Source organism: Streptomyces sp. NBC_00704, assembly GCF_036226605.1.
In the GTDB taxonomy this organism is placed as follows: Bacteria; Actinomycetota; Actinomycetes; order Streptomycetales; family Streptomycetaceae; genus Streptomyces.
In genome coordinates this window covers 7,708,618-7,722,879 of record NZ_CP109000.1, presented here as the reverse complement: position 1 = coordinate 7,722,879, position 14,262 = coordinate 7,708,618, and the positions used below count along the sequence as shown (strand labels likewise).

Here is a 14,262-nt window from a genome sequence, read left to right as displayed (position 1 = left end):
TGACACAGCGGATCCTCCAGCGGATCCCGGCCAGCACCTGCCGATCTGACACAACCGCACCATCGGCGCGGCCATCGCCGGACTGCTGATCGCCTACGACCACAGAGCCGCGTCGGAACTACTCGTCTTTCCGTTCGGCTCCCGCAAGGAACGACCGGCGCGGAGGCGGCTCGTTTCGCCCGCATTGGCTGCGGGACGCGAGGGAGATGTCGTACGTTTTCCCGATCGGCCACCGAGCGTGGTGGCGCGTGTACGCACCGGCTCGGCGCGGGATCGGGCGGGAGCGCGAGACGGGGGGCGATATGACGGACCTTGCGGTGGCGGCCGGTTGGGACGCTGCCGACGAGTCACGGGTGACGTTGGAGCGGCTGCTGTCGGTCGTGGGGTCGGGCGCCGTGGAGCTGCACTCGGCGCCCAAGGGCCTGGGGGCCACGGTCACCGGGGTGAACGTGCTCGACCTTCGGGAACTGGTGGTCAGACCGCGGGAACTGCTGCTCGCCGTGGGCGTCGATCCGGGCTCGGCCCTGGCGGTCGACGTCGTGCGCCGGGCGGGTGAGTCGGATGCGGCGGGCGTGGTGTTCGGTCCGGGCGGGCCCGAACCCACCGCGGGAGCGCTCCAGTCGGCCGCCGAAGAGGGCGGTGCGGCGTTGTTGTTCCGTACGGCCTGGTGCACGTGGGCCCAGCTGGTGGGGGTGCTGCGGGCGGGGCTGGCCTCGGCGGGTGTGCCGCCGATGGCCGGGCTCGGCGGGCCGCGCCTGGGGGATCTCAACTCGCTGGCCGACGCGGTGGCGGCCTTGGTCGGCGGCGCGGTGACCATCGAGGACACCGAGTCCCGGGTGCTGGCGTACTCCTCCACCGAGGAGAACGTGGACGAGCAGCGCAGGCTGACGATCCTCGGCCGCCGGGTCCCGCCGTGGCGGGTGGCGGCCATGCGCGAGGCGGGCTTCTTCCAGGCGCTGTGGGCGGGGGACGACGTACTGCACCGGCCGGCGCACGGACAGAACCCGGAGCGCCTGGTGGGCGCCGTGCGGGCGGGCGGGGAGGCACTCGGGTCGATCTGGGTGGCCGCCGTGGCCGGCCGGCCGCTTGCGCCCAACGCCTCCGAGGCCCTGCGCGCGGCGGCCCGGGCAGCCGCCGCTCACCTGCTGCACCATCGCACCCACAGTTCGGACGCCCGTCTCGTCGAGGACGCGGCCCGCGCGCTGTTGGAGGAGCGCGGATCCGTCGAGGTGCTCGCGGAACGGGCCTCGCTGCCGTTGCGGGAGCCCTGTGCCGTCCTGGCCGTGGGCACGGGCGCCGCGGATCAGGGGGACGGCGATCCGTCGGGAGTGTACGGACTGCTGGCCCTGCACTGCGCCGCGTACGGCCACCGTGCGGTGGTCGTCCCGGCGGGCGGCAGGATCCTGGTGCTGGTGGGCGCCCTGGACCGTGATCTCGGCCGGGCCGAGAGTCAGGTAACCCGGTTGGGGGAATCTCTGGCGCACCAGTTGGCGGCCGCCCTGGGCGGGCCGCTGAAGGTCGGGCTCGGCGATGTGGCCCCCGGGCTGGCGCGGGCGCCCGAGTCGCGCCGGGCGGCCGAGCTGGCCCTCAGGGCGCTCACCGAGGCCGCGGGGTCGCGCACCGTCGCCAGGACCGGGGACGTCGCGGACGCGGTCGGCATCCTCCACGTCGTCGGCGCCCTGCGCGGGGTGGACCTGCCGCCGCAGACCTCGGTGGCCCGGCTGCGGGCGTTCGACGCCGAGCACGGCGGCAGTTGCCTGGTGGAGACGCTGCGCGCCTATCTCGACCACTTCGGCGACGTGTCCGCCGCCTCCCGCGCGCTGAGCGTGCACGCCAACAGCCTGCGCTACCGGCTGCGGCGCATCGCCCAGGTGTCGGGACTGGACCTGGCGGACCCCGACGCCCGTCTGCTGGCCCAGCTGCAGTTGCGCCTGAGCGACGAGGGCGGCGACCAACGCGGCTGACCGGCCCCGACCGCCGCTCGTCGGTCCCCACCATCACGAGGCCGCTTCTTCGTCGGAGTGCACAACACCCCTGCCGGGCGGGGCGGTCGGTTGCTCCTGGCCATGGTGAGGCGGGCCCTCGGCTCTCACGACTCGACGAAGACGCCCCTCCCGTGCGGACAGCACGCTGGTGGTCCGGCCCGGGAAAGCCCCGGGTGCTGCGCAGACCACCCCGGAAGGCTCACCATGACCGGACTGACCCCCGCCGCCGAGCGGCGCGAGCGCATCCTGCGGGAAGCGGTACGGCAGGGACTGCTGGACCCCGAACGACACCTGCTGGCCGCTTTCGTCGACCTGGACGGCGTCGCCGAGACGGTGGAGTCCCTGCACCGCGCTTTCGCCTCTGCTCCCTCCGCCGCGCCCGTGCTGCACGCGTTCGCCGCCAAGGCGAACAGTCTCGTCCCGGTGCTGGCGGAGCTGCGAGGTCTCGGCATGGGCTGCGAGGTCGCCACCGCGGGCGAACTGGCCCGCGCCCTGGCCGCCGGCTTCGCGCCGGAGCGGATCGTCTTCGACTCCCCGGCCAAGACGGAGGCCGAACTCCGGCGCGCCCTGGACCTGGGCGTGACGGTCAACGCGGACAACTACCAGGAGCTCGCCAGGATCGACCGCGCACTCGGCGGCCGCGTCCCGACGTCACGGATCGGTGTGCGCGTCAACTCCCAGCTCGGCGGCGGCGCCATCGCCGCGATGAGCACGGCCACCAGCACCTCCAAGTTCGGCGTTCCGCTGGCGGACCCGGGCAGTCGGCAGGAGCTGCTGCGCGCCTACCGCGACCGGCCATGGCTGACCTGGGTGCACACGCACGCCGGTTCGCAGGGCTGCCCGCTCGACCTCATGGCCCGCGGGGTCGCGCAGGCCGTGGAGTTCGCCGAGGAGGTCAACGCGTCCCTGGGGCGGCGTCAGGTGATCGGCGTCGACATCGGCGGCGGGCTGCCCGTCAACTTCGCCGACGACGAGACCACACCGACCTTCGCCACGTACGTGGAACAACTGCGCGCCCATGCACCCGCGTTGTTCGCCGAGCCCGCCCCCTCCGGCGTCTCCGGAGACTCCAAAGGCTCCGGTGGGTACGAGATCGTCACCGAGTTCGGGCGTTCCGTCCTCGCCAAGAACGGGTTCACCGCCGCGTACGTCGAGTACACCAAGAACGTGGGCGGCCGGTCGATCGCGGTCACCCACGCGGGCGTCCAGGTGGCCACCCGGACCGTGTTCAACCCCGACGCCTGGCCCCTGCGGATCGAGGCGTACGACGGCGGCGGCACGGCCAAGCGGGGCGGCCCGGTCCGCCAGGACATCGCGGGTCCCGCCTGCTTCGCCGGTGACCTGCTGGCGCGCGACCGGGCGCTGCCGCTGCTGGAGCCCGGGGACATCGTCGCCGTCCCGGACACGGGCGCCTACTACTTCTCGACGCCGTTCCACTACAACAGCCTGCCCGAACCGGCTGTGTACGGAGTCCGAGTCCGCACGAGCGGTGCCGGCGGCGGTGTGGACGGTAACGGTGACGGTGACGGAGGAGTCGCCTTCGAGCTGCTGCGTCCCGCGCAGGATCCGTGGGACGTACCCGTGCACGAGCCCGTCCTGACGGTCAGGTAAGGAGCATCGAGGTGGCACAGGCCGACCGCCGGCGGTCCGGCCGGGACGGGCCGCTCCTCACCCAGCGCGCCGCCGTCGTCTTCCTGCTGGCAGCGCTGGTCGGCATCGCTGCCACCGCGCTGTCGGTGCTGGCCGGCAACGGGTGGCCCGTCGCGGTGAGCGTCGGCGGCGGGGTTGTGGCACCGGCCGTGCTGTTCTTCAACCAGATCATCGATTAGGCCCAAGCCGGACCCACTGCCCGTAGGCCGGATCCCCACGAACGCTGCATCGCACAGTCGACTGAGTCGACTGAGGCCTACTCAGAACGGTCCAGGTACTCGCGCCCAACCGGAGCACGCCACCCCGACCCCTCACGGGCGCGAGCGGGAGTCGCACTCGGAACGAGCGGCGGTGGAGTGGCAGGAACAGTTACTCCGCAGAAATCAGATCATCCACGCCGACGCACTCCAGGCCGGACCGAACGAGCCGCGAGGATCGAGCGAGGTGCCGTCACGCTCCGGTCAGGGCCGCAGGCCCTCCCGCGCGAGGGCGGCCTCGGACAAGTCGGCGATGACCTGCTGGTCCGCCCGGCGCCAGGCGTCGGCGAGGCCGCCCGGCGGGACGGGGACCGCGGCGAGGTGGCGCTGTGGGCCGGTGAGGGCGCGCAGCGCGAGCAGGTCGGCGCCACCGGGTTCGTCGAGGAGGCGTCGGGTGGTGGCGGCGCGGCGGATCCAGCGCAGGCGCGGGGGCAGCCACAGCGCCAGCACGAAGGCGGTCGCGAGGACGATCAGGGCCACTGCGGTCAGGGTCGCCGCGCGGCCCACCGTGTCCTGCAAGGACTGTCCGGCGTCGGAGAGACTGTTGCCCGCTTCCGCGGCGGACCGGAGCGGCTTCTTCAGGGCGTCGCCGACGAAGGGCACTTTCGAGGCCGCGTCGCCGGCGTCGTCGAGACCGGCGGCGAGGCCGTCGCCGGCGCTCTGCGTCTTCCTTCCCGGCTCGGCCAGCAGGCTGATGGCGTCGTGCACGGCCAGAGCGAACTTCACCGCGAGCGCGATCAAGGCCACGGCGATCAGGTCCGCGAGTACCTGACGGCTGCGGCGGTTCGGGTTCTGGGCGTAAAGACGCATGAGCGTGCTCCTGTTCCGTCGGAAGCATCGAGGAGGGCGTGACTGAAGGCAGTGTGTGCGCTTCAGGCGGCGAGGCCCGAGCGGGCGGTCGACCACACGTCTGACTCGACTCTTCCACTGCTACCCGCAAGAGGACGCCTATGACGCGCGCCCGTCGGCGCGGCGGTCCATCGCCGCCGTCGCGCCCATGATCACGAGAATTGCGAGTCCGACGCTGCCGATGGTGTCGAGACGCCCGAATCGCGCCAACTGACTGGCGTGGCCTCACTCCTGACGCAACGTCGCCTCGCGCTTGACCCCACATCACCTCATGCCGCCTCACTCTCTGTGGGCATCGTTCAACGGAACCGGTTCGCGGCATTTCATCCATATGGTTCCGCGAATGTTTCGAAGTCGTTCGCGAATCATGCGAGAGGTATTGACCCCGACCGTCGGTTCCCTATCATCCAGACTGATCGATGATTCGATCCTTGTTCGACATCACGAACGCATCAGAGCCGCACCCTTCGCACAGCAGAGCACCTCCGAGTCACGCACAGGCAGACGGCCGAAGCCCCAAGGAGCATGCCGCCGATGCAAATGTCATGGCCTCATCAATACAGGTCCGTTGTCGTGCTCCGTCCGGCGCTTTCACCCCATGACGCCCGCCGGCGCCCTTGCCCTCTGCGGGCGGAGCACGACATGCCGGTGAGCCCTTCGGTTCCTCGGGCTCCTCTCGCTCGGGGGATGTCGCGAACGCTTCGCTGCGCGCCGTCCCGTGCGGGCCCGGACGGCGATCAGAGCTCGAAAGTTCGAACGGCCCGCGGACCACACGGGGGCTGCCCAGCGGCACCCGGCAGCCCTCACGGGTCGTCCCGGCGCTCACGTCCGCTGTGCAGCGCACCCCATCGACAGTCCGGACGGCCTCCGACGGAGCCGGCCGGAACCGCGTACTCAAGGATGACGAGGTCCCCATGCGCCCCATGCGCAGACGAAGTTCCAGCCGCAGACGTCTGTCCGCGGTGCTCGCCGCCGCGGTCACGGTCCTGGTCGCATTGGCGGCCGCGCTCGTCGCCAACCCGGCCCAGGCGGCGTCCAGCGGCGCCCTGCGCGGTGTCGGTTCCGGCCGGTGCCTCGACGTGGCGGGCGCCAGTCAGGCAGACGGCGCGAGCCTGCAGATCTACGACTGCTCCGGCGCGGCCAACCAGCAGTGGACGGCGACGGACAGCGGTCAGCTGACCGTGTACGGCAACAAGTGCCTGGACGTTCCCGGCCACGCCACCACGGCCGGTACCCGAGTGCAGATCTGGTCCTGCAGCGGCGGGGCCAACCAGCAGTGGCGGGTGAACTCCGACGGCACGATCGTCGGAGTGGAGTCCGGGCTGTGCCTGGACGTCACGAGCCACGGCACGGCCAACGGCACGGCGGTGGAGATCTGGACGTGCAACGGCGCCAGCAACCAGAAGTGGACCGGGCTTTCCGGGACGACCCCGCCGGACGGCTCGTGCTCGCTGCCCTCGACCTACCGGTGGAATTCGACGGGCGTGCTTGCGCAGCCGGCGAACGGGTGGGCCGCGCTGAAGGACTTCACCACCGTGACGTACAACGGAAAGCACCTGGTCTACGCGTCGAACGTGTCGGGCTCCAAGTACGGTTCGATGGCGTTCAAGCCCTTCACCAACTGGTCGGACATGGCGTCGGCGGGCCAGACCGGCATGAGCCAGTCCACGGTGGCGCCCACGCTCTTCTACTTCGCGCCCAAGAACGTCTGGGTGCTGGCCTACCAGTGGGGCGCCTGGCCCTTCATCTACCGCACGTCCAGTGACCCCACCAACCCCAACGGCTGGTCCGCGCCGCAGCCCCTGTTCACGGGCAGCATCTCCGGCGCCGCCCCGATCGACCAGACCCTGATCGCCGACGGTCAGAACATGTACCTGTTCTTCGCCGGCGACAACGGCAAGATCTACCGGGCGAGCATGCCCATCGGGAACTTCCCCGGCAACTTCGGCTCCTCGTACACGACCGTCATGAGCGACACGGTGAAGAACCTCTTCGAGGCGCCTCAGGTGTACAAGGTCAAGGGCCAGAACCAGTACCTCATGCTCGTCGAGGCGAGAGGGGCGAACGAGGCCCGCTACTTCCGCTCGTTCACGGCCTCCAGCCTGAGCGGTTCATGGACTCCGCAGGCCGCCACCGAGAGCAACCCCTTCGCGGGCAAGGCCAACAGCGGCGCCACCTGGACCAACGACATCAGCCACGGTGACCTGGTCCGCGACAACCCCGACCAGACCATGACCATCGACCCCTGCAACCTGCAACTCCTCTACCAGGGCAAGTCCCCCAACACGCCGCCCAACACCCCCTACGACCAACTGCCCTGGCGGCCGGGCGTCCTCACCCTGCAGCGCTGACCCTGCCCGTCCGCGGGTGATCGCGACCCGGTGCGGCTCCCCGGCGCGCAGGCGAACGGGGCACGGCGCGGGCGGCTTCGCCCGCTGACCGGTACGCACCACCACACAAAGGGACCCCAGCCGTGCGCCGGCTGGGGTCCCTCCATCTGTCCGGCCCGGCCGGCCGAGGCGGCCGTCAGCCCACCGGCTCCGGCATCGCTGATTCCGCCGGGGCACGTCTCGGGGGGCCGGTGGTGACCATCAGGCCCGCCACCAGGCCGGCCAGCAGCATGATCCCGGCGGCCCACCAGATGGCGACGGTGTAGCCGTGTACGGTGCCCTCGGCCGCGACCTGCGCCCGGCGCGCGGGGCCGGTCAGGTGGGCCGAGAGGTAGGCGGCGCTGCTGGTGGTGGCGATCGTGTTGAGCAGGGCCGTGCCGATGGACCCGCCCACCTGCTGTGAGGTGTTGACGGTGGCGGAGGTGACGCCCGCGTCCTGCGGAGCGACTCCCGAGGTGGCCGTGGCGAAGACCGGCATGAAGGTCAGGCCCATGCCGAGGCCCATCATCAGCAGCGCGGGGAGGATCTCGCTGCTGTAGGAGGAGTGCACGGTCATGCGGGTGAGGATCACCATGCCGCCGGCGGCGAGGATCATGCCGGGGACCATCAGCATGCGCGGCGCCACGCGGTTCAACAGCCGGGCGGAGATCTGGGTGGACCCGATGATGATCGCCACGGTGAGCGGGAGGAAGGCGAGGCCCGTCTTCACGGGGGAATAGCCGAGGATGGCCTGGAGGTAGTAGGTCATGAACAGGAACAGGCCGAACATCCCGATGATGGCCAGGCCCATGGTCAGGAAGCAGCCCGCGCGGTTGCGGTCCTTGACGATGTGCAGGGGCAGCAGCGGCACCCGCGCCTTCGTCTGCCACCACACGAAGACCGTGAGCAGGACGATCCCGCCCGCGAAGAGCCCCAGCACCAGGGGGTCGGTCCAGCCGCGCGGCTCGGCCTCGCTGAAGCCGTAGACGATCGCGACCAGGCCGCCGCAGCCCAGCACCGCGCCGGGCACGTCGAGCCGGACGTCCGCGTGACCGGGGCGGTCGTGGAGCAGGACGATGCCGCCCAGAACGGCGACGACGGCGATGGGCACGTTGACGTACAGGCACCAGCGCCAGTCGAGGTACTCGGTGAGCAGACCGCCGACGATGAAGCCGATCGCCGCCCCGCTGCCGGCGAGCGCGCCGTAGATGCCGAAGGCCTTGCCGCGTTCCTTGGGGTCGGTGAACGTCGTGGTCAGCAGGCTGAGCGCGGAGGGGGCGAGGACGGCCGCGAAGACGCCCTGGAGGGCGCGGGCGCCGAACAGCATGCCCGATCCGGTGGCCGCCCCGCCGAGCGCGGAGGCCGCCGCGAAACCGACCAGCCCGACCACGAAGGTGCGCTTGCGGCCCACCAGGTCGGCGATACGGCCGCCGAGCAGCAGCAGCCCGCCGAAGGCCAGGGTGTAGGCGGTGATCACCCACTGGCGGTCGCCGTCGGAGATGCCCAGGTCCTCCTGCGCGGAGGGCAGCGCGATGTTCACGATCGTCGCGTCCAGGACGACCATGAGCTGGGCGAGGGCGATGATCACCAGGCCCCACCAGCGGCGGGGGTCGGGTGCGGTGTCGGCCGAGGATTCACCTGTCCGGGTGACACTCATTCCGCCAGAACACCACGAATCACCCCGTATCGCATCCCTGGACCGGGCGGCCCCAGGGGCCGCGCGCCCCTCGGGCCGTGCGACCCCTGGGGCGCCTGGCCCTCTCCGCGTCCGCCGCCTTCGGCGACCGGCATCGCAGGCCCGGAACGGCAAGGAGGGCGGCCAGAAGTCGCTCACCCGCGGCAGCGTGACGCCGAACCCGCGCGCCGGTCCGGAGCCGCCCCCTCTCATCCTGACCTGTCCCGCCCCGTCCCGCCCCTGCCCCTGCCCCGCTCCTGGGCGGGGTCACGCGCGCGCCGAGCAGAAGCGCGCCGCCCTGGGCACCAGCAGCCTTGACAGCCTCGCTCCGCCCGCGCGGATCACCGACACGGTCGTCGTCATGCTCACCGTCGTGCCGGCCTCGCAACACGAGACCCCCAGAGGCTCGACGCCCAGAGACTCGACGCCCTCCGGCGTGACGCCCTTCCCGCCCGTGGCCGGCCCGCCACCTCCTGGCATCCCCCATGGGCTCACCGACGGACCGCACGCCCCCGCCCAGGATGCTTCGCGCCGTCCTCGGGCGGACTCCCGGGGATGCTCGATTCCGTTCGGGTGTCGACCACTTGCTGCGTGAATGCGTTTCTCCTTGACGTATCGTCGCTATTTTCGGCCAATTCAACGATCCGATATTGATCGAGTTCGTATGGTGGACGCCCCGTCCCCTCCTTCATCGGTGCGTCATTCGAAGCCCGACCGCGTTCGAATCGAAGATCACGCTGGTATTATTTCCCCTTCAGGACCGCGAAGTTGCAGCGCCGACATCGGCTGGGGGGCGTCCGTGGGGAAGCTGCGTGATCTTTTAGGCCGACTCCCGGAGTCCGTCACCCCGACGAGGAGCACCAACCGCAGAAAGGTGCTGCTCGCTGTCGCGATCAAAGCGGGTACCCAGGTCGACATCGCGCGGCGCACGATGCTTTCGCCGGCCACCGTGTCGGTCGCGGTGCGGGAACTGGCCGCCGCCGGGCTCGTGCCCGACGCCAAGACGGAAGGGAAAGGCCGCGGCGGAAAGGTCTCCCTGGTGCCGGTCGACGACGTCGGCGTGGGCGTCCACGTCGGGTTCAACCACACCACGGTGGTCGCCCGCAGGCTCGACAGGGAATTCGACCAGGTGAGCGTCCGGGTCAGCTCGCAAGGCGTCAGCAAGGGCTGGCACCGGGCGCTGCCCGAGGTCAAGGAGATGATCGAGGAAGCCATCGAGGGGACGGGCCGGGCACCGGCCGATGTGCTGTCCCTCGGCATCGCCGTCCCGCGAATGATCGATCCGCGCACCGGCGCGTTCACCCCGCCGGTCCTGCCTCCGTGGCGGCCGGGCGACGACCCGGCCGACGACCTGGGCGCCTGGCTGGGCGTGCGCGCCGTCATCGACAACGACGCCAACCTCGGCGCCCTCGCGGAACAGACGTACGGCACCCGGGAGAACGCCGAGACGGTCGTCTACGTGAAGGCGTCGACCGGGGTCGGCGCCGGCATCATCGTGCACAACAGCGTGCTGCGCGGCCACCGGGGCATGGCCGGGGAGATCGGCCATCTCACCGTGGATCCGGACGGAACGGTGTGCCAGTGCGGCGGGAGAGGCTGCCTGGAGACGGTGATGGGAGCCGACGCCCTGATCGCCCAGGTCCGTGCCGCACACACCCGCAACAGCGCCTCGGGACCCGAGACGCTGGAGCAGGTCATCAAAGCGGCCGACGAGCGGGACGCGGTCTGCATGCGGGTGATCCAGGACGCGGGCCGCCGCCTCGGCCATTCGCTCGCCCAGCTGTGCAACATGCTCAACCCCGACCTCGTCGTCGTCGGCGGAAAGCTCGCCGAGACCCGACTGCTGCTGGACGGCTGCAACGAGTCCCTGCACCGCTTCGCGTTGCCCGGCGCGGTCGCCGACGGCGGTGCCTTCACTCTCGCGCTGAGCGAACTCGGCACCCGGGCCGAATCACAAGGGGCCCTCGTCCTGGGACTGCGCGGCCAGGAGAACGCGGGAAGCGCCCCGGCACAGCACCCGGCGCCTTCGGCGTAGCCGCACACCGCTTCTGCTGTCTGCGGTCTGTTGTCTGCTGTCTTATGGAGCGGGCCAAACACTCGTCGGGCATGTGCGTCCCGACGCGCGATGCTCAAAGCCCGTCAAACCGCCATTGCGCTCTTCAATGTGACGGTAAAGCATGCCGAGGCGCCCAACGTCTCTTCGAATAAGCGACAGCCGCCCGTCGAACGGAATCCGAAGCGCTTGCCCGCCCGCCCCCGAGGCGTTCCAAGCCTGCGGCCGGGACAAGCATCCTGCGTAAATCAGCAGGCCACGGACCAGGCCCTCGCCGTCCAGTTCGGCACGTGGTGCGGCGTGGGGATGGCTACACTCCGACCAACGGTGGAATCACTCAGGCCACTCACGCATTTGTCTTTCCCGGGGCGTTTCCCGCCCTTGACCCTAGGCGGACACCATGACCCACAAACCTGCCGCTGCATCGTGGTGCGCACGGGCGCGCGAGGAATCCGTCAGCGCGGAGCACGCGGTGCGGACCGGTGAAGTGGCGTCACCGTACCGGTTGGCGGAGTACGAATCCCCGGTGCTCGTCGACCTCGGTCACATCCGCGAGGTGACGCTCGGCAGTTCACCCAATGGCAATGCGGACGCCAACGCCCAGTACTACTGGTAGCCCTGCGGATTGCCGTCATGTCCACGCCCGATGCATCCCTCCCCGCGACGGAGAGCCGGGAGCACGTCCCCGCCCCGCGCGCGCCACGCGACCCCGCCATCGCGGGCGTTCTCTCGCCCACCGGTTCCCCCCTGCCACCGCCCGGCACGGCAGCGCTGGGAGCAGTCAGGGTGTGGCCCGGCGAAGGCCCCTTGTGGTCGTGGGGGCCGTGGCACCCGCGCGAGCTGCGTACCGCTGCGTGCGCGCGTGCCCGCCTGGTCGCCGTGGGCCAGTGCCTCGCCGACACGGCGACCATGCGGCGGGACCTGGAGCGCTCAGCGGCGGACGGCCACTGGGAACGGCTGACGCGGTGGCCCGGCGCGTATCTGCTCGTCGTCATGCACGACCAGGGACGGCTCACCGCCTACACCGACCCGGCGGGACAGTTCCCTCTCTACTACGCGCGGCACGGAGACCGCACGGTGCTGTCCACACGTGCCACGACCGCGGCACTCCTGGCGGGAACCGCCGACACCGCCGACCCGACCACCCTCGCCGCACACATCGTGTGCCCCACGGTCCCCGAACTCACCGAAGGCCACACCACGTTGGCCGGCGTCCGGCACCTCGGCGGCGGGCAGGTGCTGCGCATCGACCCCTCGGGCAGCCTCCGCCGCGGCACCTACGCATGCCTGGACTCCGGCCACGGCGGCGCAGGATTCGCGGAGACCGCCGAGCGGCTGAGGTCGGCACTGACCGACTCCGTGTCGCTGCGCGCCGCCGGTTCCACCCGTGTGACCGCCGACTTCAGCGGCGGACTGGACTCGACGTCACTGGCCGTCCTCGCCGCCCGCGCCTCGCACCAGCCACTGGACGCCTTCGTCTACCACCATCCCGAAGCCCCGGCCGGCGACCTCGAACACGCCCTCGCCCACGCCGCGACGACCCCGGACATCCGGCTGCACGTGACCCGCGGCAGCCGGACCTCACTGCCCTACAGCGGAATGGACGCCGAAGGGCCGACGGACCAGCCCGACCCGGCAGCGGTGATCGGCGCACGGCTGCGGCTGCGCCTGGACCACATCGCGGACGGCGGCCGCGCCGTTCACCTGACCGGGGAAGGCGGCGACGCCCTCCTCACCGCACCGCCCTCCTGGCTCGGCGACCTGCCGGCAGCCGACGGCCTGCGCCGACTCGTGCGCGACGGCCGCGCTCTGGCCCGCATGCGCAAGATCTCCCCTGCTCACACGGTCTTACGAGCCCTACGCCTCGCCCGCACGTCGAAGCCTCAAGCCTTCGAAGACCTGGCCCTCCAGCTGGAACAACCGGCGCGGCACGAAGCGAACTGGCTGGACGCGGTCGCCTGGTGGGCCCCGCCCGGCCCGGAGGCGGCCTGGCTCACCACCCGCATGCGCCGCCGACTGGCCGAACTCGCACGCGACTGCGCCCGGTCCGCCGACTCCGACCCGGCCCTCGCGACGACGCCGGCTTCCCGCGCCGTCCTCCACGAGGTGCGCAACTCGGCCGCGGTGCAGCGCCAACTCGTCGACAGAGCACGCCCGCTGGGCATCTGGCCCCATGCGCCCTTTCTCGACGGCGACGTCGTCCGCGCCTGCCTGAGCCTGCCCCTGCCGCACAGGACGGACCCCTTCACCGTCAAGCCGCTGCTGGCGGCCGCATTGGCCGGGCTGGTGCCCGAGGCCGTGCTGCAAAGAAGAACCAAGGGGGACTACTCCGCCGAGAACTACAGAGGCGCCCGCCTGTCCGCGGAGGACATCCGCGCGCGACTCGCCGCTTCACCGCTGGCCGACTTGGGCGTGATCGAGCCGTCACGGGTCATCGCCTCCCTCGAGCGTGCGGTCGCCGGACTCTCGGCCCCCTTCCCCGCGCTCAACCGCCTGCTGGGCGAAGACATATGGCTGGCGTCGCGCGCCGGCGGAAAGGAGCCGACGTGACCCGACTGAACGTGCCCGGCCATGTGCACGAGAGCGTCGCACCGCACGGCGGAAGCGTGCTTCTGGACGTGCGTTCCGGTCACTGCTTCGCGATGAACCCCATCGCGCGCACCCTGTGGCGGGAATGGCGTCGTTGCGAGGACTTCGACGCCGGGGTCGGCGTACTCACGGCCCACTACCCCGCACCGCAGCACGACCGGATCCGCGCGGACGCCCGGCGACTCGCGGACGACCTGATCAGCCGCGGTCTGCTCACCGCGGACAGACCGCAGCTCGCGCCGGACCCCCTTCCCCCGCGAGCGCGATCGTCGGCGCCGAGCGCGTCCACCGAACCCGGTGAGCCCTCACCTCAGGGCTCGCCGAAGGCGGCGGTGCGAATGATGGCAGCCGCCCCGCTCGGACACCGCGACGCACGAGGACGCCGCAACCTGGCGGCGGCAGTCGCCGGTCTGGCCGGGCTCCTGGTCGCCCTCTTCCTGATCCGGCTCCCGTTCCGCGCTCTCGCGCGCGTCCTGGACCGGAGCGTTCGAGGACGGGGCGGGCGAGAAGCCACGCCGCAGGAGGCGGCGGCCGCCTTGGCCGCTGTCCGCACCGCCGCGGCGTACTACCCGGGGCGGGCCGCGTGCCTGGAGGAGTCACTGGCCACTCTCGCCGTGCTGGCGTTCCGCGGACGGCGTGCGGTGTGGTGCATCGGCGCCGCAGACGACCCGTTCCGCTTTCATGCATGGGTGGAGGCGCGAGGGGTTCGCGTCACGCCGGCGGGCGAGTACGACGAGGCGGACTTTCGTCGTGTCCTCTCCTTCTGAGCCGGCCCTCCGGGGGGGATCACACATCGCGGAAAGGAGGAGAAGGGGATCTTCATAAGCGCGCGGCT

The 14,262-nt window shown here is 71.4% G+C and carries 10 protein-coding genes; 8 read left to right on the top strand and 2 right to left on the bottom strand.

What is annotated here, in order from left to right; all coding sequences use genetic code 11:
* Nucleotides 1-302 precede the first annotated feature (302 nt).
* From OG802_RS33505 to OG802_RS33495, 3 genes are all read left to right on the top strand, one after another.
* Nucleotides 303-1,964: a PucR family transcriptional regulator gene (locus OG802_RS33505; RefSeq protein WP_329416595.1), complete on the top strand. Its 1,662-nt coding sequence runs from the start codon at nt 303-305 to the stop codon at nt 1,962-1,964.
* 225 nt (nt 1,965-2,189) lie between these two features.
* The gene (locus OG802_RS33500) at nt 2,190-3,596 is read left to right on the top strand and encodes a diaminopimelate decarboxylase (protein WP_329416594.1); all 1,407 of its coding nucleotides are present in this window, start codon (nt 2,190-2,192) and stop codon (nt 3,594-3,596) included.
* Between the two features lie 11 nt (nt 3,597-3,607).
* Nucleotides 3,608-3,814, top strand: coding sequence for a hypothetical protein (locus tag OG802_RS33495; protein WP_329416593.1), 207 nt, complete (start codon nt 3,608-3,610; stop codon nt 3,812-3,814).
* Between the two features lie 282 nt (nt 3,815-4,096).
* Here OG802_RS33495 and OG802_RS33490 read toward each other — a convergent pair whose 3' ends face one another.
* Nucleotides 4,097-4,702 (bottom strand): hypothetical protein, encoded by a 606-nt coding sequence (locus tag OG802_RS33490; RefSeq protein ID WP_329416592.1) that lies wholly within the window; start codon nt 4,700-4,702, stop codon nt 4,097-4,099.
* 962 nt (nt 4,703-5,664) lie between these two features.
* Between OG802_RS33490 and OG802_RS33485 the strand changes: the two genes are divergently transcribed.
* Nucleotides 5,665-7,092 carry a non-reducing end alpha-L-arabinofuranosidase family hydrolase gene (locus tag OG802_RS33485; protein ID WP_329416591.1) on the top strand — a complete coding sequence of 476 codons (1,428 nt, stop codon included), beginning with the start codon at nt 5,665-5,667 and terminating at the stop codon, nt 7,090-7,092.
* A gap of 175 nt (nt 7,093-7,267) precedes the next feature.
* Here the strand turns inward: OG802_RS33485 and OG802_RS33480 are convergent, their stop codons facing one another.
* Entirely contained in the window at nt 7,268-8,767 is a 1,500-nt protein-coding gene (locus OG802_RS33480; protein WP_329416590.1) for an MFS transporter, read from the bottom strand.
* 892 nt (nt 8,768-9,659) lie between these two features.
* On the opposite strand from OG802_RS33480, the gene OG802_RS33475 reads away from it, so the two are divergent.
* From OG802_RS33475 to OG802_RS33460, 4 genes are all read left to right on the top strand, one after another.
* On the top strand, nt 9,660-10,820 hold the full coding sequence (locus tag OG802_RS33475) for an ROK family transcriptional regulator (protein WP_329416589.1): 1,161 nt from the start codon (nt 9,660-9,662) through the stop codon (nt 10,818-10,820).
* Nucleotides 10,821-11,238: 418 nt separating this feature from the next.
* Nucleotides 11,239-11,454, top strand: a complete 216-nt coding sequence (locus OG802_RS33470; RefSeq protein ID WP_329416588.1) for a lasso RiPP family leader peptide-containing protein — start codon at nt 11,239-11,241, stop codon at nt 11,452-11,454.
* A gap of 17 nt (nt 11,455-11,471) precedes the next feature.
* Nucleotides 11,472-13,388: an albusnodin/ikarugamycin family macrolactam cyclase gene (locus tag OG802_RS33465; RefSeq protein ID WP_329416587.1), complete on the top strand. Its 1,917-nt coding sequence runs from the start codon at nt 11,472-11,474 to the stop codon at nt 13,386-13,388.
* Nucleotides 13,385-14,194, top strand: a complete 810-nt coding sequence (locus OG802_RS33460; protein ID WP_329416586.1) for a lasso peptide biosynthesis B2 protein — start codon at nt 13,385-13,387, stop codon at nt 14,192-14,194. Before OG802_RS33465 ends, OG802_RS33460 begins: the two co-directional genes overlap by 4 nt.
* Nucleotides 14,195-14,262: the final 68 nt, after the last annotated feature.

Bases quoted from the DNA above. Each gene is read 5' to 3' on its own strand.
- OG802_RS33505 (WP_329416595.1), top strand. From the start codon at position 303: ATGACGGACCTTGCGGTGGCGGCCGGTTGGGACGCTGCCGACGAGTCA.
- OG802_RS33470 (WP_329416588.1), top strand. From the start codon at position 11,239: ATGACCCACAAACCTGCCGCTGCATCGTGGTGCGCACGGGCGCGCGAG.
- OG802_RS33465 (WP_329416587.1), top strand. From the start codon at position 11,472: ATGTCCACGCCCGATGCATCCCTCCCCGCGACGGAGAGCCGGGAGCAC.
- OG802_RS33490 (WP_329416592.1), bottom strand. From the start codon at position 4,702: ATGCGTCTTTACGCCCAGAACCCGAACCGCCGCAGCCGTCAGGTACTC.
- OG802_RS33485 (WP_329416591.1), top strand. From the start codon at position 5,665: ATGCGCAGACGAAGTTCCAGCCGCAGACGTCTGTCCGCGGTGCTCGCC.
- OG802_RS33500 (WP_329416594.1), top strand. From the start codon at position 2,190: ATGACCGGACTGACCCCCGCCGCCGAGCGGCGCGAGCGCATCCTGCGG.
- OG802_RS33480 (WP_329416590.1), bottom strand. From the start codon at position 8,767: ATGAGTGTCACCCGGACAGGTGAATCCTCGGCCGACACCGCACCCGAC.